Raw genomic sequence first — 21,967 nt, 5'->3', positions numbered from 1 at the left:
TCAGAACATTATATTCTGAGCCTTTTTTAAAATTCTAATATTAATTCATTTAATATTTATCAAATATACGAGTGATTAAAGTTCTGTCACTTCTTCTTTCTTTTTCAAGACAGCCATCTTCACGCCAATCCAAAGCAGCAAACCTAATGCCGCCATAATTGAAAAAAGGTTTGAACCAATTTCAGGGTATTGTGCTTTGACGAAAGCGGAGTGGCCAAATAAACCAACAAAAAAACAAGCGACAGCAACAAGAGATGTATCGTCATTTTCTGGTTGGCGTAAATACTCTTGATACAACCCTTGAGCAGCTAGAACCAATGCTATAATTGGAAAAATTGAAAATGCGACTTCAGTTACCGTAAAACCAACCCAAACGGCATTCAAACAAAGGCCTGTCACCACAGATAGCGCTAATGTTTTACGTTCATTTCTACTATTTTCATGTGTCATGTTAACCACCTTGTGTAGACATTGGCTCACTGCGACCAATGCATCTAAATTCTATTTTTCATTTTCTTTCCGATACCAATAAGCACCTTTAGATAGCATGCGTAATTGAAAAATTAAACGTCTCGAGAGCTCTTCCCTATGTGGAGTATCAAGATCCAGAGCTTCAGCCCCTGAACTAAAGACTAAGGTTACTGATGCCTCAGCTTGAACCGATGCTTCTTCACGCGCAACACCTGTTGTGGCAATTAAATATTCAGTTAGTTCCGCAACAAAATGTTGAATCTCTCTTGCTACAGCAGCTCGGAATGCTGGAGATGTACCTGAACGCTCACGTAATAACAAGCGAAATACGTTCGGGCTACCTTCAATGAATTCCATAAAAGTTTCCACCGATGTTCGGATAACACTCCCTTCAACCACAATACGTTGTCTAGCCTGGCGCATTAATTGGCGTAAAATTAAGCCACCTTCATCAACTAAAGTTAAGCCAAGTTCGTCCATATCTTTAAAATGACGATAAAATGAGGTTGGCGCAATACCAGCCTCTCTGGTCACTTCGCGTAGGCTTAAACTCGTAAAGCCTCTTTCGGCACATAGTAGGCAGAAAGCTGCATCAATAATGGTTCTGCGTGTTCTTTCTTTTTGTTGTGCTCTCACACCTTTGGTACTTACTGGTCGCTTTACTTCTGATACTGCATTGAGATCATCCGCTTCAAATTCAGGATACATATTCTTTACCGTATATTTCACAATTTAATTAAATGGGCATCACAAACTTTCGCTAACTCACATTATGAATTTCTATCGAGCGATGTAAATAATGAAATCCATAATCACCTAGATTTCCATAAACAACGTGATCCTCTCCACTCTATCTTACTCACTTGATTTACCAAACGAATGAAAAGGTTAATATAGTTAGCTAGCAATGTTGCGAGATTGATAATAATAAGGCGCCAATAATGACTAACTCGACCCCTACACATTCAACCCACTTTGATGCCATCGTAATAGGGAGTGGTCCAGGGGGAGAAGGAGCTGCAATGGGATTGACCAAAGCAAACCTAAATGTGGCCATTATTGAAAAAGAACCAAGTGTTGGTGGCGGTTGTACTCACTGGGGAACCATTCCATCAAAAGCACTGCGTCATGCTGTTAGCCGTATTATCGAATTTAACTCCAATCCTCTTTACTGTAAGAATAATACCAGTCTTCATTCTACTTTTTCGGATATTTTAGGGCATGCGAAAAGTGTTATCGATAAACAAACAAGAATGAGGCAAGGATTTTATGATCGAAACCAATGCTCACTCATTTTTGGTGAAGCCAGTTTTGTCGAAAAAAATACGATTGCAGTGACCGCAAAAGATGGTTCGATAGAAACTTATACCGCAGATAGGTTCATTATTGCAACAGGCTCTCGTCCCTACCGCCCAGCCGGTGTAAACTTCAACCATAGCCGTGTTTATGATAGTGACTCAATTTTGTCATTAAAGCATGACCCGCGCCATATCATTATTTATGGGGCAGGCGTTATTGGTAGTGAATACGCATCCATCTTTAGGGGATTAGGCGTAAAAGTTGACCTTGTAAATACTCGCGATCGCTTACTTTCTTTTTTAGATAATGAAATGTCTGACGCCCTATCTTACCATTTTTGGAACAGTGGGATCGTTACCCGTAATGACGAAACCTTTGAAAAGATTGAAGCCAGTGATGATGGCATAGTGATGCACCTTGAATCTGGTAAAAAAATGAAAGCCGACTGCATCTTATTTGCCAATGGTAGAACGGGAAATACAGATAAATTAAACCTATCAGCAGTTAGACTCGAAGCTGACTCACGTGGGCAACTTAAAGTCAACGGCAGCTACCAAACCCCTGTCGAACACATCTATGCTGTTGGTGATGTTATTGGTTACCCAAGCCTAGCCAGTGCCGCTTATGACCAAGGTCGATTCACAGCTCAAGCCATTACTAAAGGCAAAGCTGAAGCTCAATTAATTGATCATATCCCTACCGGTATTTATACCATCCCTGAAATTAGTTCAGTAGGAAAAACAGAACAAGAATTAACGGCGGCAAAAGTACCCTATGAAGTAGGGAGAGCCTCCTTCAAACATTTAGCTCGTGCTCAAATTGCAGGAATGGATATCGGTAGTTTAAAAATTCTTTTCCATCGTGAAACTAAAGAAATTTTAGGCATACATTGCTTTGGTGAACGTGCTGCTGAAATCATTCATATCGGTCAGGCCATTATGGAACAAAAAGGCGAAGCGAACACTATTGAGTACTTTGTTAATACCACATTTAATTACCCTACAATGGCTGAAGCCTATCGTGTTGCGGCTCTAAATGGATTAAACCGCCTCTTTTAAATCAAAAAATAGAGCTACATACATCAGCAGATAACAAAAGAGATTAAGCATGACTTAATCCCTTTTTATTTTAACTATCAATAAAATAAAGTATTTGGCCTATTATAGGAAAATTGCTTTTTTCCATTGAATAGAAAAGGTAATTGCTAAGCTGATACCACGCATCGCCATAAAAGATAGCATCGCCGCCCACAAAGCATGATTGCCATAACCCTGCATTAACCACCACGTAGTAAAGAACGTCAACATAGCTATAAACATAGAATTTCTCATCTCAGATCCCTTGGTTGCCCCAACAAAAATACCATCTAATAAGAAACACCACATCGACACTAATGGCATCGCAACAAGCCAAGGAAGATAAATAAGTGCTGTTTGTTGTACCGCGTCAATAGAAGAAATCATCGAAATTAATTGATAGCCACCAAACCCGAAAACTAAGCTAAGTATCAAACTAATAATGAAGCTCCAAAAAGTAGTACCTATTAAAGAATCAGATAACTGAGATTTACTCTTCGCTCCGATGGCTTTTCCTACCATCGCTTCCATTGCATAGGCAAAACCGTCCATGCCATATGAAATCATCATCAAAAAGCTCATCAATACGGCATTAGCTGCAACAATGTCTACCCCTAGTGATGCCCCTTGGAAAGTCATAAAAGTAAAACAAGCTTGTAAGCATAATGAACGTAAGAAAATATCTCGGTTCAATTTAAATAAACGCTTAAAGCCAGAGAGAAGATCGGTAAGTGGCATAATAAAACGCGGTAAGTCTAATGTTTTACTTTGCTTAAGAACAAAAAACAGACCAATTACAAACGCTGAATAATCAGCAATAACAGAAGCTAGTGCAGCCCCTTCTACCTTCCAGTTAAATCCGACAACAAAGAGTAGATCGAGAATAATATTGATGCTGTTCGTTATAATCACAAGCCACATCGGATAACGAGCATTCTGCGTTCCGAGTAACCAGCCCATGATAACCAAATTACTCAACGCAGCTGGTGCACTCCATATCCGAATAGAGAAATATTGTTCGGCATACAACTTAACTTCAGGTGCTGCGTCACTAAAAGAAAAAATAGCGTAAGAAAGCGGTTGATGAAAAATAAGAAGAATAAAAGAAAAACAGAGAGCTAAGAAAATACCCTGAGAAAATGTTTGGCTCAGCAGCATTTTATTTTCAGCACCATACGCTTGTGCAGATAAGCCCGTGGTTGCCATACGTAAAAAACCCAACAACCAAAACGTCACGCTGATCATGGTACCGCCTACTGCAACACCTCCTAAATACCATGCGTGTTCAAGGTGACCAATTACAGCAGCATCAATTAAACCTAATAATGGAATAGTAATATTTGAAAGCACCATAGGAATAGCTAGCGCTAATACCTGTCGGTGTAAAGAAAGGTTTTTTAATGATTGCCACATTGGATCATACCGATAGAGAAAAGTAACAATAGTATTACTTACTTTCTTTCAATCCTAAACCTTTGCTTAATTGAATTAATAACCTAGCCGCGCAGTATTATCACACCACTACCAATTCATATGGATTAGCAGCGGAGTCACACGATGCTTAAATAGCGGGAATTTAACCAACCAACGCTGCCACGCTTTCCATCTTCCACAATCATGCTCAATAGGAGATTTTACTGACAGGCTATCTATCCAAGGTAACCACCCAGTAAAGTGCTGTTTAGGTTGATGCAATCCGTGTTTATATTCAATACTCCCAAGCTTTTTTCCTATCACGGTATTACAACGGTCACCCGCCACCACAAATAATGCTTCAGCATGATGAAAACGTCGGCCTAGTAATTGAATAAATTTAGCTAATTGTATTTCATTGCATTCCAATAAAGCATGTTCACAAACAATCATTAAAGGCACCTCATTAGGTACAGGAAGATTATCAACCCAACTCTCTTCTGTCACAGAACCACAACGTAAATAATAACGCTCATTGGTATGAAACAACTTTTGACGCCACAAAAGATTTTCATTGATATCCAGTTCAAGCCAATGACAACGGCCATTATCCAAACGATAAAAACGAGTATCTAGTCCTGCACCAACATTAACGACCCAACCAGAAGGATGGCGCTTAAGAAATTGAGACACTTGTTGATCACATTGAACAGTCAGAGTGGCGTGTAATAATTGCTTTTGATCGATATCTCCAGAGAGGCATTCAGAAGAAAGGTGACAATGTCGACAGGCTGCAGCAGCGATAGGATCATAAATCAATCCATTGTCGATCATACTCTCGCGACTTCTCAACCAAAGAGGTTGCAATAGGCGAGAAGGAATTTTATGGCCGAGCTGTGTCATTATCATCTCCTATGAAAGAGATTAGATGATAATAACTATCATTACCACTTGTAAAGTTCTATTTCAGAAAAACAAGTGATAATGACAATTTAATAATATTCATTCCTAAGATGATCTAAATGAATAGTAATTATACGTAAGTATTACATCCAAGTTGTACTGCGGATAACACCAACAGCAAGACCTTCAATACTTAAACTCTGTGATGTTAAATCTACTTCAATTGGAGCAAATTCTTCATTTTCTGCATGAAGGAAAACCATGGCCCCTTTACGCTCTAAACGTTTAACGGTTACATCATCATCTACTCGTGCGACAACCACTTGTCCATCACGAACATCTTGCGTCTTATGAACCGCTAGCAAATCGCCATCCATAATTCCGATGTCTTTCATGCTCTCCCCATTCACTCGCAATAGAAAATCAGCTTGTGGTTTAAACATGCTAGGATCAACCTGATAGTGACTCTCTACATGCTCTTGAGCAAGAATTGGCTCTCCTGCTGCCACTTGACCAATTAAAGGAACACCAAACTCTTCATTCTCTGCATCTTGTAAAAGAATTCGAATACCTCGAGAAGCGCCAGGAATAATCTCGATAACCTGTTTACGAGCAAGGGCTTTTAAGTGCTCTTCTGCCGCATTCGCTGAACGAAATCCCAACTCACGAGCGATCTCTGCTCGTGTCGGTGGCATGCCAGTATCATCAATTTTTGCTTTGATTAACTCAAAGACTTCTTGCTGTCTTGCCGTTAGCGGCTTCATAAATCACCTGTCTGTTTATACAGTTAACTGTGAGTATATACAGCTGTGCTATGCTTTGAAAGACCTATTGATTAAAAAGGCGGCAAAATTAACGACTTTTATGTCATATTACTCGTACTATTGTGGATTATGTGTTCATTTCTATTAAAAGGTTTGACCAGTTCTGCTATTCTTGCCGTGAAATTGTAAGCAACTATATAAACCGACCGATCGGTACATAACTAAGGCGTTATTGTCATTATGTCTACAGGACACACTATTTATCACTCTTTGCTAAAATTGCCATTATCAGTAATGGTGAAGAGTACTTCGATTCCATCGAACCCAATTGAAGACCTTAAGATCGATCTTGAGCGTCCAATCATCTATGCCCTGCCATTTCGCTCGCATGTTGATTTACTGACATTACAAAAAAGTACATTAGAACTAGGGCTACCAGACCCTCTTTCTCCGATCACGATTGATGATGTGGAATACCCACGCTACGTGTTCACATCTATCGGACCTAAAATGTTCGATACTGATGACGACCTGCCACAAGAGTCTCTAGATCTATTTAAAATCGTTCTAAAACATCACGAAGAAAACAAAGACGCAGACTTTCAACTGATCCCAACCTCAATTTTATGGGGAAGAAGACCAGGAAAAGAAGGAACGAGTAAACCTCATCTGATGCCTCTGAATGGCCCTCAAAAATTTGTAACCTTAATTAAAGCAGGACGTGATTCAACCGTTCGTATCAGCCCAGTGGTATCTTTACGCTACATGGCAGATAACCACGGTGCAGATGAAGCGATTGCTCATAAACTGGCACGAGTGGCTAAGATTCACTTCTCTCGTCAAAAATTGGCGGCCTCTGGTCCTAATCTACCTAATCGCCAAGCGTTATTTAATCGTTTATTAAAATCACAAGCGATTGAAAAGGTCATTCTTGAAGAAGCTAAAACGCGTAACGTCGATGTAGAAAAAGTGCGTAAAGAAGCCATGAACATCATGGAAGAGATCGCAACAAACTTCTCTTACTCACTGATAAAAAACGGTAACCGTATTCTTAAATGGCTATGGAATCGTTTATATCAAGGTTTAAACATTAATAACGCGTCTACTGTGCGTAAGCTAGCACAAGAAGGCCATGAAATTGTGTACGTTCCTTGTCACCGTAGCCACATGGATTACTTGTTGCTTTCCTATGTGCTTTATCATGAAGGGTTAGTACCACCACACATTGCAGCTGGCATTAACTTAAATTTCTTCCCTGCGGGTCCTATCTTCCGTCGTGGCGGAGCTTTCTTTATTCGTCGTAGTTTTAAAGGTAACCGTCTTTACTCGACAATTTTCCGTGAATACTTAGCAGAACTTTTTGCAAAAGGTTATTCAGTTGAGTATTTCAGTGAAGGCGGACGCTCACGTACTGGCCGTTTATTGGAAGCAAAAACCGGAATGCTAGCAATGACCGTTCAAGCTATGCTGCGAGGGTTAAACCGCCCAGTAACGCTTGTGCCAGTCTATATCGGCTATGAACACGTAATGGAAGTCACCACTTACGCTAAAGAGCTGCAAGGTAAGCGTAAAGAAAAAGAAAATGCAGGACAGGTATTACGTACGCTACGTAAACTGCGTAATTTCGGTAAAGGATACGTCAACTTTGGTGAGCCTATTTCACTAAACCATTATTTAAATGAACACGCACCAAATTGGTCTGAATCAATTAATCCAATTGAGCCACAAAAACCAGAATGGATGACACCAGTCGTAAATGGCATCGCGAATAAAATGATGACGCACATTAATGATGCAGCAGCGGCCAATGCATTAACCCTATGTGCAACCGCTTTACTTTCTGCTCGTCAACGAGCACTGAGTAAAGAAGACCTTACTGAACAATTAGAGTGTTATTTACAGCTACTGCGTAATATTCCGTATTCAGACACAGCAACAGTACCGTCAGAAAATGCAGAAGCACTCTTAAAGCACGCCATTGCTTTAGATAAATTCGTAATAGAGAAAGATACATTAGGCGAAATTATTTCATTAGATAGAAACCAATCTATCCTGATGACCTATTACCGTAATAACATCATTCATTTGTTTGCATTGCCATCATTAATAGCAAAATTAGTGGTTCAATCTCGTTCTATTTCTGTAGAGAACATTCAAAGACAAATTCAACAAATCTATCCATTCTTGAAAGCAGAATTATTTCTGCACTATGGTCAAGATGAATTAAATGACGTTGTGAATCTACATATTGAAGAATTAGTTCGTCAAAAGTTGATAATACAAGAAAATGGGCTATTACAACTTAACTCGACTAATATTCGTAAACTTCATCTATTAGCCTACACTATTTCAGAAACACTACAACGCTATGCCATTGCTCTTACGCATCTGCAAGCGTCGCCTGAATTAGATAAGAGTGAGTTAGAAGAGCAAAGTCAAATCATGGCTCAGCGTCTAAGTCGTCTGCATGGAATTAATGCACCCGAATTCTTTGATAAAGGGGTTTTTGGTATTTTGTTTAATAGTTTAAAAACCGAAGGTTATCTAGATAGCGATGGAAATGCTGTACTTGAGAAAGTGGCACCGTTCGCACACGATATCTCGAAATTATTAAGCCCAGAGATTAAATTAACAATCCAAGCGGTGATGAATAAAGAAGACTAATACCATAAATTAAACACAAAAAAGCCAGTATGAGATTTCTTATTGAAAGTTCCATACTGGCTTTTATTTTTAATCAATCAGGATTTAAATCAAAACGCTTGCGCCAATAGCTACAAACACTAAACCACCGACATAATTATTACTTAAGAATGCTTTAAAGCACGCTTCTCTTTCACGACCTTTAATCAACCATTGTTGATAAACAAAAAATCCTGCCGACGCTAACACTCCCCAATAGTACACACTTGAAAGAACCAGCTGAGAGCCAAGAATAATCAATAACGTTAACACACCCAGTTGCAATAAGCCTATGATGAGCTTATCGAATCGACCAAACAATATCGCGGTTGATTTAATACCAATCTTAAGGTCATCATCTCTATCGACCATCGCATACTGTGTATCATAAGCAATAGTCCATAGTGCGTTAATCACAAACAGCAACCATGCTTCAGGCGGCACTTGATTTGATTCTGCTGCATACGCCATTGGGATCGCCCAGCTAAATGCCAAACCAAGAACAAACTGAGGTAAGTAAGTCACTCGCTTCATGAAAGGATAAGCAACAGCTAGAACGATACCAATCCCAGAAAGCATTATGGTCAATATGTTCATGGTTAATACCAATAAGAATGAACACACCACCAAAACAGCAAAAAACGTTAATGCTTCTTTTGATGAGATTAATCCAGAAGGCAATGGACGATTAGCGGTACGCTTTACATGACCATCCACTTTACGATCAGCAAAATCATTAATTACACACCCAGCAGAGCGCATAAATAAAACGCCCAATACAAAAACAATCAGTACATGCCAATCAGGTAGCCCATCTGCAGCCAAAAACAATGCCCACAGCGTTGGCCATAAAAGCAATAAAGAACCGATAGGACGATTCATTCGAGTTAATTGCCAAAACGCTTGTGCTTTTGACGTGGTCATTATTCAATTTCCTTTGAGTAAATAGGTGCACTAGGTAAAAATAATTCCGCTACCAACATAGGTTTTTCATTCATCCATAAACGAGAACGTCGAGCAAATAGCATTCCTTTTTCTGTTTCAATCTGTCCAACTTGTAACTTATCTCTGTGTGCACTTTGAGCACTAAAAACGGTAATACCTAATGGTACATGACCTTGACGAGTTAAATCATGTGGCTGATCTTGAAGTGATGACAATGGAATTAATGTTCTACCATATACCCACGACTTTTGATCTCCTTTTAAAATAACTTTTCGACGCAAACATACTTCATTACCAAGAAGATCTAATTCTACTTCGGTTAATGTGTCTGGGTTCACGTGTGTATTATCTAATACCGATACAGACAACAATTGGCAATGTTGCTCTAAACGGCGTGATAATGAATCTAATCCAAGCAACCAGTATCGCTGCCATTCATTATGACACTCAAAGGTATCGGCATCTTGCCAAAGTACTTTTTTAAGCACAGAAGCACACCAAGAATTGATCTCTGACATATTCTCTATAACATCTCTCACATATATCGATTAAATTGAGAGATCACGGTTAATTTTTTCTCACAACGGCCGACTATTGTAACAAGTAATATAATAAATTGACTGACGAATGGATTAGAAAATGACAAAGAAATCATTATTTGTAGGGTTGCTGCTAATTATTAGCCAACTTTTTTCTCCTGCTGTTTTTGCAGAAGAAGACACGGCCCCCCAAATGGGCTACTTTACTTTGGCGCCGGACTTAACAACCAACTTTGTCACGAAAGGAAAAAAACTCGGCTACATTCAAGTTCGAGTTGATATTCTAGTGGCAGATAACCGTGAGTTACCAAACTTAGAACACCATAACCCACAAATCAGAAATGCATTAGTCGAAGTTCTTGGTCAACAACCAGAGCAACGCATTAAATCACTGGCTGGTCGAGAAGAGATCCGAAAAGAGTGCTTAACAGCAATCAATGAAGTTTTATTAACTGAAACAGGAAAAACCTTAGCCGTAGATTTACTTTTTACTAAGTATATTTATCAATAAAAAACTAAAACCAGAAATAAAAATGAGCGACGTATTTCTACCTCGCTCATTTTCTAGAGATGGCTCTGTGGCTATACTTTCTTCAACTTGCTATCAATAAATGCAATCGCACACCCCGTAATTAATCCTGCAAGATGCGCTGTATTCGCAATCGCCATAAATGGCTGAACATACCCTAAGACCAACCACGCTAACATAAAACCAACGATAGGTTTAGAGACTGAAATACCTTTCTCTGGCGCTAACCAACCAATAAACCAAGAGTAGCCAAGTAACGCATATACAACCCCTGATAAGCCGCCAAAATTAGCCCCCTCAATCCAGAATTGACCTAAACCAGAAAACAGAGCGGAAAACAAAAATAACTGAACAAGTTTTGTCTTACCTAGCCGCAGTTCAATATCACCACCAAGTTGCCACCACCACAATAAATTAAAAATAATATGGGTTGTAGAGAAGTGAAGTAATGCATGAGAGAACCAACGCCACACCTCGATACTTTGCCCTTGATATGCGGGGAAATGTAGCGCTTGGAAAATCGAATTATTCCAACCTAATTGCTGTAAAGCAAAAATAACAATACAAGCAACCATGACCAACAAAGTAAAAGCACCAGCTTTGGCTTTGATCATCTTAAGCAGATTTGGAGAGCCATAAGTAAATTTAGCCGTTCGGGTATCTGCCATTTCCCATGATGCAGACTGATATTTAGTATCATTAGGGTTATTCAAAAAAGCTTGTAGCTCTGATTCAACCTCTAATAAATACGTATCATCAGACACAACCCATAACGCAAATTGTCCCTCGCCTTCCGGCATCATACGAATATCAATTTGACGAGAAGCCATATAATCAATAAACGCTTGCCCTGCTCTTGGGTTAGATAATGCCATTAATCTCTGCATATAATTTTATTTCTCCACAGGCAACCCTGCTTTATGCCAACCTTCAAATCCACCATCTACACTATACACCTCATCATAACCTTGGTTGATAAGGTATTGCGCTGCACCTTGGCTACTGTGACCGTGATAGCACATCACTAATACTGGCTGTTCAAAATCAACGGTATTCATTAACTCCACAACAGTATCGTTAGTTAAGTGAAAAGCACGATCTACATGCCCACGACTGAATGATTGAGGATCCCTAATATCAACGATCACTGCGTTGAGATCTTGATTCATTAATTTTGTTTGTGCGTCTTCGACCGATATATGCTGAAACTGTTCCATTTGAGCCTTTCTCTCTATTTTTTATTCATTGTACTCTCGATTAACCACAAGAAAAACACAGAGTATGTAAGGGTTAAACAAAGTTATTCACAGACTTATTATCCACATTATTTTTAACGAGAATACTTAGTGGTTATTTTTTAACCTCTTGTGGAAAAGCTTGTGGATTACGTTGATAAAGTGTTTTTAATGAATTCGATCCACTACATGTAGTAAAGATCCTTTTTAATGTGTGGATATAAATATTAGCGCCAAGTGTCCGTTTTCCCTAGTATTATCAGAAAAACAGTAAGATCTAAACAGATAATTCCCTACTTATACACAAGAAATAATATCCTAGTATATAAAATTCGATCCATTATTTAAGATAAAAAAAAGGCTGACCTCTTTCGAGATCAGCCTTCTATCGAATTCTATTTAACTAAAACACATCACCAACGGCGTCTTTTAGCTTTTTCATTGCATTCTTCTCAAGTTGACGAATACGTTCAGCAGACACTTGGTAAGTATCAGCTAATTCTTGCAACGTTACCTTCTCATCAGCTAACCAACGAGATTGTACAATATGCTGACTACGATCGTCTAAGGTTGCAATTGCACTCGCTAGACGATTATTGGTGTAATCTTCCCAGTTATCTTCCTCTAAAGAATGAGCAACATCTGACTGCTTATCTTCTAAATAGTAAACTGGCGCCGTAAAGGCCATATCACGGTCATCATCTTCTGCTGGCGCTTCAAACGTAGAATCTTGTGCAGCAAGGCGGGATTCCATCTCTCTCACTTCTGAGGGCGCAACACCAAGATCTTTAGCAACCGCTTCAACTTCACCATTATTAAACCAACCAAGACGTTTTTTATTCTTTCGTAAGTTAAAAAATAGTTTACGTTGTGCTTTCGTCGTTGCTACTTTCACAATACGCCAATTTCTTAATACGTATTCATGAATTTCAGCTTTAATCCAGTGCACAGCAAAAGAAACCAAACGAACGCCCACTTCTGGATTAAAACGTTTTACCGCTTTCATTAAGCCAACGTTACCTTCTTGGATAAGGTCTGCTAAAGGTAGGCCATAACCAGAATAACCACGGGCAACATGCACGACGAAACGAAGATGAGATAAAATTAGCTCTTTCGCTGCTTCTATTTCTTCTTTGTAGTGTAAACGCTCAGCCAATTCACGTTCTTCTGTTACCGTTAGCATCGGATAACTATTAACAGATCGCAGATAGCTATCTACACTATCTTGTGAAATAGCAGCCATTGAATACATCTCTTTCGACATTCAAATCCCCATTTATATCTAGGTGTTACTTAACTTAACCTTGCAATAATGTACTTAAAATAAACAGACTGCAAGTGAAAGGCGGAAAATTATCCACACTTTATGGACTAAATTCTGTTAACTAAGTTCAATTTTTAACAAAATCAATACATCGAGTAGGGTGAGGCTTTTGCCTCATCCCTCTCACAGAACCGTACGTACGGACCTCGTATACGGCTCCTGCAATTTACTATTTCTTAATAAAAAGAAGCGAGTACACCTGTTTTAACTTCGTCTATTGAATACAAGCCTAGATTTTTGCACCACTGATTAGGCATCGCATAGCTTGCTAACGGACTCGCACTGTTTCGCCATGAGTCCATTTTTATGGACTTAAATGGCGGTTTGTACTTTAGTTGCTTAAGACGACGATGCAATCTGCACCGCTTCTTCCACAAACTCATTTGTACCGCTCGCAATCTCCGCCTTATCCAAGCCGCAAGGCTTTTCAGTGTGCTCGTAATATTGGCTATTTTGAAGTAGTTTACAAACTGGATTCAGTTACTTTAGCACTCTCGCTAAATTCAATCCTCCATTACGCTTGGTGAGTTGTCTTACTTTCGCTTTTAATGTTTTGAGCTTCTTTTCTTGAATTGCCGTGTAATTTGTAAAAATTTCCACTCCCAAGAATTTAATACCTGTATCGCTATGTGCTATATGGGTTTTCCGCTCATTCACTTTAAGTTTTAGCGTTACTTCTAAAATATGGCTAGCTACTTTTAATGCATTCTCTGCACCCTTTTTCGAGGTGCAGAATATCAAAATGTCATCCGCGTATCGCACTATTCGATGCTTACGCCTCATCATTTCTTGATCGAATTCATCTAAGTAGATATTAGCAAGTAGTGGACTAATCACCCCACCTTGTGGACTGCCTATTACACTATTCTGCCAGTTTTCACCAACCATGACTCCACTTTTTAGAAATTGACGGAGCAAGCCTAAGATACTGCCATCCACGATGCGCTTTCGCACGAACTTGATTATCAGATCGTGGTCAAGCATGTCAAAGCATTTAGACAGATCCATATCAACAACATGCCGCTTATTATATTTACGTATAAAGAGTGTAGCTTTGCTGATGGCTTGATGACAGCTTCGCCCAACCCGATATCCATAACTGGATGGATGAAAGTTTGGGTCAAATATGGGAGTCATTATATTCGTTAAACATTGTTGAACAATTCGGTCTCGAACTGTGGGGATCCCCAATAACCTGATACCGCCATCGTCTTTGGCGATCTCAACTCGTTTTACGGGCCGCGCTTGATAGCGCTTTTCTTGTAGTTCAAGTAATAGTTTTCTGAGCTCTACTTCCAAATTTTGTGTGAAATCATCGATACGCTGCCCGTCAATACCAGCTGCGCCTCCATTCTTTCTCACTTGTTTGTATGCCACGTAAAGCGCTTGCAGTGATAGCATGCGCCCGTAAAGGCTATAGTGTACTCTCAAATTATTATCTCACATCACCTGCTGCTGACTTTATTTATGTTGGTTAGGTTTATTTCGTTGTCGCGTTAAGTTTTCTAGCAAGGCTACGCCCTTTTATTCGCAATATGCTTAACCGCCTCTATGCCTCTAGTAAAGAGAAACACTTACTCCCCGTGCCCAGTTCTATTCACAGCTTTAGTATCACCCTTAGCCATTAAAATAGAGACTTTACCTTATTTGGTAATTCGTGAACCCATCATAAATTACGTCACTTTAAGGTAATTTATAAATCACTTCCCCCCTTCGCAATCAATAAGTGCTTTTGGCTCAAATTGACTCTATCAGATATATTACTGATAGTCGGCTTGGTTTTGTCCTCCACACCATCACTGGCTTTCACAGGCCTAGCCTTACTCACTACTACGGGTTCATCTGCCACCTCACATCGGCATTAGATCTTGAGTTTCTTCTTGAATCTAAGCCACTTACTGACAATTAAGTTTAGATGCCAGGCTTCCCCAGTTATTGCACTGACTCCCTGTTAGATATGCCACCCTCAAGCACAGAATTGGTCTGACTAAGTATTGGGCTTCGCGCTATTTTGGACGCTTACCCACCAATCCCGCCGAAACAGGTTACGGTTAGTTGTGTACATCTAACTTCCTATGGCTTCCTTCAGACCTCACCGTTAGCCAGTGACGCCCTTGCCATTCAGATTGTCTTCCCCTTAGTCGGGGTGACTCTGCTATCTTGCAAGCAGACGGGTTTGCCAGCTTTGCTGGGCAAACAAAAAAACCGCTAATTCAATGAATTAACGGTTCATAAGATCTTAGTAAACGTAGATACGATCTTTGCTACTAAACAGGCTCTATTTCTTTTAAATGACGTAACACTGAAATACGAGCGGCCAGTAAGCCTAAAAATGACGATAACATCAGAAGCAATAAGCTTTCATCCCAAGTTAATCCTATCAACCTAAATACGCTGTCATAAAGCACAGCTACATTATCAACAGCACCATTTAACGTAATGGTAATGATAGCGGTTAATAGCCAAGCAACAAAACCACCTAATAAACCAAACCACATACCTGTATATAAATATGGACGTAGAATAAAGGTATTCGTTGCACCGACCAATTTCATCACTTGGATTTCATCTTTTTGCTCTAATACATTAAAGCGTAGGGTGTTACCCACAATTAAGAAAACAGCAATAAACATCAAAATCGCCAAGGTAGTTGCAACCACTACCGCTACATGTTTAATCGCATCTAAACGTTGCAGCCAATCATCGTCTAAACGCACCTCACTCACATTAGATTGAAGTTTAAGGCGGCTGACTAACTGATTTACGTTATCGGTACTTTGCCACTCACTTTTAGGAGAGACAATCAATATTGATGGTAGTGGATTAGTATCAAGTAATGTTAGCGCTTGTTCGAATCCTGAATGTTCACTCAGTTCATTCAAACCTTCTTGCGGTGAAATATATTGAACAGCATCAATCTCTTTCCACCCTTCTAGCTCAGATTGTAAGTTCTTTACTTTTGATTCTGGCGTCTCTTGTTGTAAATACAAACTTATTTGCGAAGGCGCTTGCCATTTAGAAGCAACCATCGTTAAATTTTTACCAACTAAATACATAGTCGATGGCAAAGTGAGTGACATCGCAATTACGGCTAACGTCAACATATTACCAAGAGGACGACGCAGCAACTCTTGAAAAGAGAGTTTTGCTTGTTTTTTGTGAGTAGCCCAAAAACCATCGCTTGATGCTCCTTGGGTATTTTTTGGTTTACGTTTAGCCATGATCAGAAACCTCACGCAAGCAACCCTGGTGCAAATCAAAACGACGGTATTTATTACCACCAATTAACGACAAATCATGCGACGCCATTAATACACTCACTCCCACTCGATTAAACTCAGCAAATAAATTAAATACTTGGCGAGATAACTGAGGATCTAAATTACCTGTTGGCTCATCGGCTAACAATAACATTGGCTTATTAACCACAGCACGAGCAATACCAACACGCTGTTGTTCACCACCAGATAACTGCATTGGGTAACTTTTAGCTTTATCTAATAAACCTGTTTTATCCAAAGCAGCAGAAACACGGCGTTTAATATCATTTTCACGAACTGATTCAACACGCATTGGCAATGCAACGTTATCAAATACAGTTCGGTTCATTAATAATTTATGATCTTGAAAAACAATCCCTATATTGCGACGTAAAAAGGGAATGTCTTGATTAGAGATCTTAGTAATGTCATGACCATTAAATAAAATCTTACCATCACTTGGTCGCTCAATTGCACAGATCAATTTCAGCAAGGTACTTTTACCTGCACCTGAATGACCACTTAAAAAAGCCATCTCACCTCTATTAAGGTGAAAGTTCACTTTTTGTAATGCTGGGCGACCACCTCGATAGGCTTTTGATACTTGCTGAAATCGAATCACGCGTTATTCCTCACGACTAAACAGTGCATCAATAAAATCTTGCGCCACAAATGGACGTAAATCATCGATACCTTCACCAACACCAATATAACGAATTGGAATTTGAAATTGATCGGCAATAGAGAAGATAACACCACCTTTTGCTGTACCGTCTAATTTAGTTAACGTAATGCCAGTTACTGGCGCAACATCACTAAATAATTTGGCTTGGCTAATGGCATTTTGCCCCGTACCGGCATCAAGCGTTAACATCACTTCATGCGGTGCTGTTGGGTCAATCTTCTGCATTACACGTACGATTTTACGCAATTCTTCCATTAAATTGCTCTTATTTTGGAGACGACCCGCAGTATCTGCGATAACAACATCCACTTTTCGTGCTTTTGCCGCTTCAATTGCATCATAAATCACCGAAGCACTGTCTGCTCCTGTGTGTTGTGCAATCACTGGCACATCGTTACGTTGACCCCATACTTGAAGTTGCTCAACCGCAGCAGCACGGAATGTATCGCCCGCCGCTAAAATGACTGATTTACCGTCACTCTGGAATTGTTTTGCTAACTTACCAATTGTCGTTGTTTTTCCAACGCCATTAACCCCTACCATTAAGATCACGTGAGGCATGTTCTTTTCATCAATCTCTAATGGCTTTTCAACTTTAACTAAAATTTCCGCCATTTCTTCTTTTAACAAACCATAAAGCGCTTCACCGTCTTTCAGGTCACGTTTATTCGCTTTTTCGGTTAAGCTATTAATGATTTTGACGGTCGTATCCATACCGACATCAGCAATCAATAACTGTTCTTCTAATTCTTCAAATAGATCGTCATCAATTTTCTTGCCGCTGAACAAACCAAAGAAACCCGCACCAATATTTTCTTTAGTACGTTGTAAGCTACGCTTTAAGCGAGCAAAAAAACTTTCTGTTGGTTTTTCTTGTACTTCTTCTATTACAGACTCAGTATTCAATTCAACAAGTGGTTCTTCTACTTTTTCTACATCTTCTTCAGAAATAGTCTCAACAACACTATCGTTGCTTTCTATTAAATCTTCATTAGTTTTACGCTGTTCAAGTTCAACGTCTTCCACTACACTCTCTGCAGCGCTGTCTTCTAGAGATGGTGCTTGAGAAAGAGTATCGGTATTTTCTACTGATTGTTGTTCTACGGTTGGTTGTTCGGCTTTTTCTTCATCACCAAAACCTAACCAAGACAATAATCCGCGTTTCTTTTTGCCTGTCATTGGGAAATCCTAGAATTAAATTGGTACCACTTTCTCGTATACTATCACTTTCTGAGCGGTCAAAAAATCTATGCTTAAACGTAAACAACATTCATCTCGCACTTCTGGCACAAATGGTCGCTCTGGAAGCATTCGTATTATCAGCGGACGCTGGCGCGGACGCAAACTTCCAGTACATGATGCGGAAGGATTAAGACCAACAACCGACCGAATAAAAGAAACAGTTTTCAACTGGTTAGCGCCAGATATTCCTCGCGCTCGTTGTTTAGATCTGTTTTCAGGCAGCGGTGGTTTAGGTTTTGAGGCTGCATCTCGCGGTGCAGAAAAAGTAGTCATGCTTGAATTAAACAAACAAGCACACTCTCAATTAAAGCAAAATGCAGAAAGCTTAAAAGCCGATAATATCGAACTTCACCATATCGATACACTTACCTTTTTAGATAAAGCGGCAACACCATTTGATGTGGTTTTCATTGATCCTCCATTTAGAAAAGATTTATTAGAAGCAACGCTAACAAAATTAGAAAATAATGGATGGTTAGCGGCAAATGCCATGATATATATTGAAGCAGAAAAAGAACTCAGCTCATTACCCGTACCCGCTCATTGGCATTTACATCGAGATAAAACAGCTGGGCAGGTTACGTTTAAATTATATGAAAGAGAGGAATAGATGAAAGGATTGATCATTCTAACCAAAATCGCTCTTGGAGGCGTTTGGTTAATACTATTACTTAACCTATTTATGCCATTTCCAGGAAAAGGGGCAATTGCACTTTATATCCTAACTGCATTTTTATTTATGATGCACGGTCTACAAATGCTTATCTTCATTGGTGCTTTTGGCGATAAAATATCAATGAGTCGATGGGAGAAGTGGTCCATTCTTATCTTTGGTGTTTTTGCACTACTTGATATTAGAAAAAAACATATGATGGATAAATAACACCTCATCAAATGATTCAATTAGGAGCATGTACGGCTCCTTTTTTACGTCTCAACATTATGCTTACTCCTATTTCAATTAATTATCTATGTTATGATCTTATCTTATTTTTATGATTTTAATTTTGGTACTCATTTATGGAAACACTTTCAGCTGCGGTCATGCTTTTTCTAATCATGGACCCAATGGGTAACTTACCTGTTTTTACCTCCATCCTTAAACATGTCGAAAAGAAACGAAGACGTATTATTTTAATTAGAGAACTATTGATCGCTCTTGCAATTATGATGGCCTTCTTATTTATGGGAGAGCAGATACTCAATTTCTTAAGTTTGAAAAAAGAAGCAGTTTCTATCTCGGGTGCGATTATTCTATTTTTAATTGGTTTAAAAATGATTTTCCCTCCAGAAGGAGGGTTAGGTGCTAGCTTGGGTGCTGGAGATGAACCTTTAATCGTACCTTTAGCTATCCCGATGATTGCCGGTCCTTCAATTCTAGCAACACTATTATTACTTGCCCATCAAGAACCAGATCGTATGGTTGACTGGAGTTTAGCGTTATTAGGCGCTTGGTCTTTAACAACAGTTATTTTAATGTTCTCAGAGTTATTCCAGCGCATTGTGGGAGAGAAGGGCTTAGCAGCAATAGAAAGACTGATGGGAATGTTATTACTTATGATTTCAGTACAAATGTTCTTAGATGGTATTACAAGCTACTTTTCGCACGCATAACCTCCCGTGTTACATCGAGTAGGGTGAGGCTTTTGCCTCATCCCTCTCACAGAACCGTACGTACGGACCTCGTATACGGCTCCTGCAATTTACTATTTCTTAATAAAAAGAAGCGAGTACACCTGTTTTAACTTCGTCTATTGAATACAAGCCTAGATTTTTGAACCACTGATTAGGCATCGCATAGCTTGCTAACGGACTCGCACTGTTTCGCCATGAGTCCATTTTTATGGACTTAAATGGCGGTTTGTACTTTAGTTGCTTAAGACGACGATGCAATCTGCACCGCTTCTTCCACAAACTCATTTGTACCGCTCGCAATCTCCGCCTTATCCAAGCCGCAAGGCTTTTCAGTGTGCTCGTAATATTGGCTATTTTGAAGTAGTTTACAAACCCTCTGAGCACTGGATTCAGTTGCTTTAGCACTCTCGCTAAATTCAATCCTCCATTACGCTTGGTGAGTTGTCTTACTTTCGCTTTTAATGTTTTGAGCTTCTTTTCTTGAACTGCAGTGTAATTTGTAAAAATTTCCACTCCCAAGAATTTAATACCTGTATCGCTATGTGCTATATGGGTTTTCCGCTCATTCACTTTAAGTTTTAGCGTTACTTCTAAAATATGGCTAGCTACTTTTAATGCATTCTCTGCACCCTTTTTCGAGGTGCAGAATATCAAAATGTCATCCGCGTATCGCACTATTCGATGCTTACGCCTCATCATTTCTTGATCGAATTCATCTAAGTAGATATTAGCAAGTAGTGGACTAATCACCCCACCTTGTGGACTGCCTATTACACTATTCTGCCAGTTTTCACCAACCATGACTCCACTTTTTAGAAATTGACGGAGCAAGCCTAAGATACTGCCATCCACGATGCGCTTTCGCACGAACTTGATTATCAGATCGTGGTCAAGCATGTCAAAGCATTTAGACAGATCCATATCAACAACATGCCGCTTATTATATTTACGTATAAAGAGGGTAGCTTTGCTGATGGCTTGATGACAGCTTCGCCCAACCCGATATCCATAACTGGATGGATGAAAGTTTGGGTCAAATATGGGAGTCATTATATTCGTTAAACATTGTTGAACAATTCGGTCTCGAACTGTGGGGATCCCCAATAACCTGATACCGCCATCGTCTTTGGCGATCTCAACTCGTTTTACGGGCCGCGCTTGATAGCGCTTTTCTTGTAGTTCAAGTAATAGTTTTCTGAGCTCTACTTCCAAATTTTGTGTGAAATCATCGATACGCTGCCCGTCAATACCAGCTGCGCCTCCATTCTTTCTCACTTGTTTGTATGCCACGTAAAGCGCTTGCAGTGATAGCATGCGCCCGTAAAGGCTATAGTGTACTCTCAAATTATTATCTCACATCACCTGCTGCTGACTTTATTTATGTTGGTTAGGTTTATTTCGTTGTCGCGTTAAGTTTTCTAGCAAGGCTACGCCCTTTTATTCGCAATATGCTTAACCGCCTCTATGCCTCTAGTAAAGAGAAACACTTACTCCCCGTGCCCAGTTCTATTCACAGCTTTAGTATCACCCTTAGCCATTAAAATAGAGACTTTACCTTATTTGGTAATTCGTGAACCCATCATAAATTACGTCACTTTAAGGTAATTTATAAATCACTTCCCCCCTTCGCAATCAATAAGTGCTTTTGGCTCAAATTGACTCTATCAGATATATTACTGATAGTCGGCTTGGTTTTGTCCTCCACACCATCACTGGCTTTCACAGGCCTAGCCTTACTCACTACTACGGGTTCATCTGCCACCTCACATCGGCATTAGATCTTGAGTTTCTTCTTGAATCTAAGCCACTTACTGACAATTAAGTTTAGATGCCAGGCTTCCCCAGTTATTGCACTGACTCCCTGTTAGATATGCCACCCTCAAGCACAGAATTGGTCTGACTAAGTATTGGGCTTCGCGCTATTTTGGACGCTTACCCACCAATCCCGCCGAAACAGGTTACGGT

Annotated in this window: 22 protein-coding genes; 6 read left to right on the top strand and 16 right to left on the bottom strand. The window is 39.6% G+C overall.

Annotated elements, in window-relative coordinates:
- Window positions 1-75: 75 nt before the first annotated feature.
- Entirely contained in the window at window positions 76-450 is a 375-nt protein-coding gene (locus tag AC2IP4_RS00585; protein ID WP_486306805.1) for a YijD family membrane protein, read from the bottom strand.
- 51 nt (window positions 451-501) lie between these two features.
- Window positions 502-1,179, bottom strand: coding sequence for an HTH-type transcriptional repressor FabR (gene fabR, locus AC2IP4_RS00580; RefSeq protein WP_486306806.1), 678 nt, complete (start codon window positions 1,177-1,179; stop codon window positions 502-504).
- A gap of 233 nt (window positions 1,180-1,412) precedes the next feature.
- Between fabR and sthA the strand changes: the two genes are divergently transcribed.
- Window positions 1,413-2,828 (top strand): Si-specific NAD(P)(+) transhydrogenase, encoded by a 1,416-nt coding sequence (sthA, locus tag AC2IP4_RS00575; RefSeq protein ID WP_486310466.1) that lies wholly within the window; start codon window positions 1,413-1,415, stop codon window positions 2,826-2,828.
- A 102-nt stretch (window positions 2,829-2,930) separates the two neighbouring features.
- Here the strand turns inward: sthA and dinF are convergent, their stop codons facing one another.
- The 3 genes from dinF to lexA form a co-directional block, all read right to left on the bottom strand.
- Entirely contained in the window at window positions 2,931-4,259 is a 1,329-nt protein-coding gene (gene dinF / locus AC2IP4_RS00570) for an MATE family efflux transporter DinF (RefSeq protein WP_486310465.1), read from the bottom strand.
- Between the two features lie 108 nt (window positions 4,260-4,367).
- Complete coding sequence (locus AC2IP4_RS00565) at window positions 4,368-5,162, bottom strand: class I SAM-dependent methyltransferase (protein WP_486306807.1); 795 nt, start codon at window positions 5,160-5,162, stop codon at window positions 4,368-4,370.
- Between the two features lie 143 nt (window positions 5,163-5,305).
- Window positions 5,306-5,926 carry a transcriptional repressor LexA gene (gene lexA / locus AC2IP4_RS00560; protein ID WP_375321378.1) on the bottom strand — a complete coding sequence of 207 codons (621 nt, stop codon included), beginning with the start codon at window positions 5,924-5,926 and terminating at the stop codon, window positions 5,306-5,308.
- A gap of 240 nt (window positions 5,927-6,166) precedes the next feature.
- Here lexA and plsB point away from each other — a divergent pair, with 240 nt between their 5' ends.
- On the top strand, window positions 6,167-8,590 hold the full coding sequence (gene plsB / locus AC2IP4_RS00555; protein ID WP_486306809.1) for a glycerol-3-phosphate 1-O-acyltransferase PlsB: 2,424 nt from the start codon (window positions 6,167-6,169) through the stop codon (window positions 8,588-8,590).
- A gap of 84 nt (window positions 8,591-8,674) precedes the next feature.
- Here the strand turns inward: plsB and ubiA are convergent, their stop codons facing one another.
- Both ubiA and AC2IP4_RS00545 read right to left on the bottom strand, forming a co-directional pair.
- Entirely contained in the window at window positions 8,675-9,532 is an 858-nt protein-coding gene (gene ubiA / locus AC2IP4_RS00550; protein ID WP_486306810.1) for a 4-hydroxybenzoate octaprenyltransferase, read from the bottom strand.
- Window positions 9,532-10,071 (bottom strand): chorismate lyase, encoded by a 540-nt coding sequence (locus tag AC2IP4_RS00545; RefSeq protein ID WP_375321381.1) that lies wholly within the window; start codon window positions 10,069-10,071, stop codon window positions 9,532-9,534. Before AC2IP4_RS00545 ends, ubiA begins: the two co-directional genes overlap by 1 nt.
- 121 nt (window positions 10,072-10,192) lie before the next feature.
- On the opposite strand from AC2IP4_RS00545, the gene AC2IP4_RS00540 reads away from it, so the two are divergent.
- Window positions 10,193-10,603: a flagellar basal body-associated protein FliL gene (locus AC2IP4_RS00540; RefSeq protein ID WP_375321382.1), complete on the top strand. Its 411-nt coding sequence runs from the start codon at window positions 10,193-10,195 to the stop codon at window positions 10,601-10,603.
- A 71-nt stretch (window positions 10,604-10,674) separates the two neighbouring features.
- On the opposite strand, the gene glpG is transcribed toward AC2IP4_RS00540, so the two are convergent.
- The 8 genes from glpG to ftsY all read right to left on the bottom strand — a co-directional run bounded on the left by glpG (window position 10,675) and on the right by ftsY (window position 18,304).
- Window positions 10,675-11,508 carry a rhomboid family intramembrane serine protease GlpG gene (gene glpG, locus AC2IP4_RS00535; RefSeq protein WP_486306811.1) on the bottom strand — a complete coding sequence of 278 codons (834 nt, stop codon included), beginning with the start codon at window positions 11,506-11,508 and terminating at the stop codon, window positions 10,675-10,677.
- 6 nt (window positions 11,509-11,514) lie between these two features.
- On the bottom strand, window positions 11,515-11,838 hold the full coding sequence (gene glpE, locus AC2IP4_RS00530; RefSeq protein WP_375321384.1) for a thiosulfate sulfurtransferase GlpE: 324 nt from the start codon (window positions 11,836-11,838) through the stop codon (window positions 11,515-11,517).
- A gap of 421 nt (window positions 11,839-12,259) precedes the next feature.
- A complete protein-coding gene (rpoH, locus tag AC2IP4_RS00525) occupies window positions 12,260-13,120 on the bottom strand; it encodes an RNA polymerase sigma factor RpoH (protein ID WP_060993991.1) in 861 nt (286 codons plus the stop codon).
- A 236-nt stretch (window positions 13,121-13,356) separates the two neighbouring features.
- Complete coding sequence (locus AC2IP4_RS00520; RefSeq protein ID WP_486310464.1) at window positions 13,357-13,563, bottom strand: hypothetical protein; 207 nt, start codon at window positions 13,561-13,563, stop codon at window positions 13,357-13,359.
- 97 nt (window positions 13,564-13,660) lie between these two features.
- The gene (gene ltrA / locus AC2IP4_RS00515) at window positions 13,661-14,581 is read right to left on the bottom strand and encodes a group II intron reverse transcriptase/maturase (protein WP_486310412.1); all 921 of its coding nucleotides are present in this window, start codon (window positions 14,579-14,581) and stop codon (window positions 13,661-13,663) included.
- Between the two features lie 866 nt (window positions 14,582-15,447).
- Window positions 15,448-16,401: a permease-like cell division protein FtsX gene (gene ftsX / locus AC2IP4_RS00510; protein ID WP_375321385.1), complete on the bottom strand. Its 954-nt coding sequence runs from the start codon at window positions 16,399-16,401 to the stop codon at window positions 15,448-15,450.
- The gene (gene ftsE, locus AC2IP4_RS00505; RefSeq protein ID WP_060993993.1) at window positions 16,394-17,062 is read right to left on the bottom strand and encodes a cell division ATP-binding protein FtsE; all 669 of its coding nucleotides are present in this window, start codon (window positions 17,060-17,062) and stop codon (window positions 16,394-16,396) included. Before ftsE ends, ftsX begins: the two co-directional genes overlap by 8 nt.
- Window positions 17,063-17,065: 3 nt before the next feature.
- Entirely contained in the window at window positions 17,066-18,304 is a 1,239-nt protein-coding gene (ftsY, locus tag AC2IP4_RS00500; protein WP_486310463.1) for a signal recognition particle-docking protein FtsY, read from the bottom strand.
- 70 nt (window positions 18,305-18,374) lie between these two features.
- Here ftsY and rsmD point away from each other — a divergent pair, with 70 nt between their 5' ends.
- From rsmD to AC2IP4_RS00485, 3 genes are all read left to right on the top strand, one after another.
- Entirely contained in the window at window positions 18,375-18,977 is a 603-nt protein-coding gene (gene rsmD / locus AC2IP4_RS00495) for a 16S rRNA (guanine(966)-N(2))-methyltransferase RsmD (RefSeq protein WP_105056958.1), read from the top strand.
- Window positions 18,978-19,250 (top strand): DUF1145 domain-containing protein, encoded by a 273-nt coding sequence (locus tag AC2IP4_RS00490; RefSeq protein ID WP_105056957.1) that lies wholly within the window; start codon window positions 18,978-18,980, stop codon window positions 19,248-19,250.
- A gap of 137 nt (window positions 19,251-19,387) precedes the next feature.
- Window positions 19,388-19,981, top strand: coding sequence for a YhgN family NAAT transporter (locus AC2IP4_RS00485; protein WP_375321387.1), 594 nt, complete (start codon window positions 19,388-19,390; stop codon window positions 19,979-19,981).
- 99 nt (window positions 19,982-20,080) lie between these two features.
- Here the strand turns inward: AC2IP4_RS00485 and ltrA (AC2IP4_RS00480) are convergent, their stop codons facing one another.
- Window positions 20,081-21,316: a group II intron reverse transcriptase/maturase gene (ltrA, locus tag AC2IP4_RS00480; RefSeq protein ID WP_486310462.1), complete on the bottom strand. Its 1,236-nt coding sequence runs from the start codon at window positions 21,314-21,316 to the stop codon at window positions 20,081-20,083.
- Window positions 21,317-21,967 lie beyond the last annotated feature (651 nt).

This window comes from Aliivibrio thorii (assembly GCF_057368585.1).
This window is presented reverse-complemented; position numbering and strand designations above follow the sequence as displayed.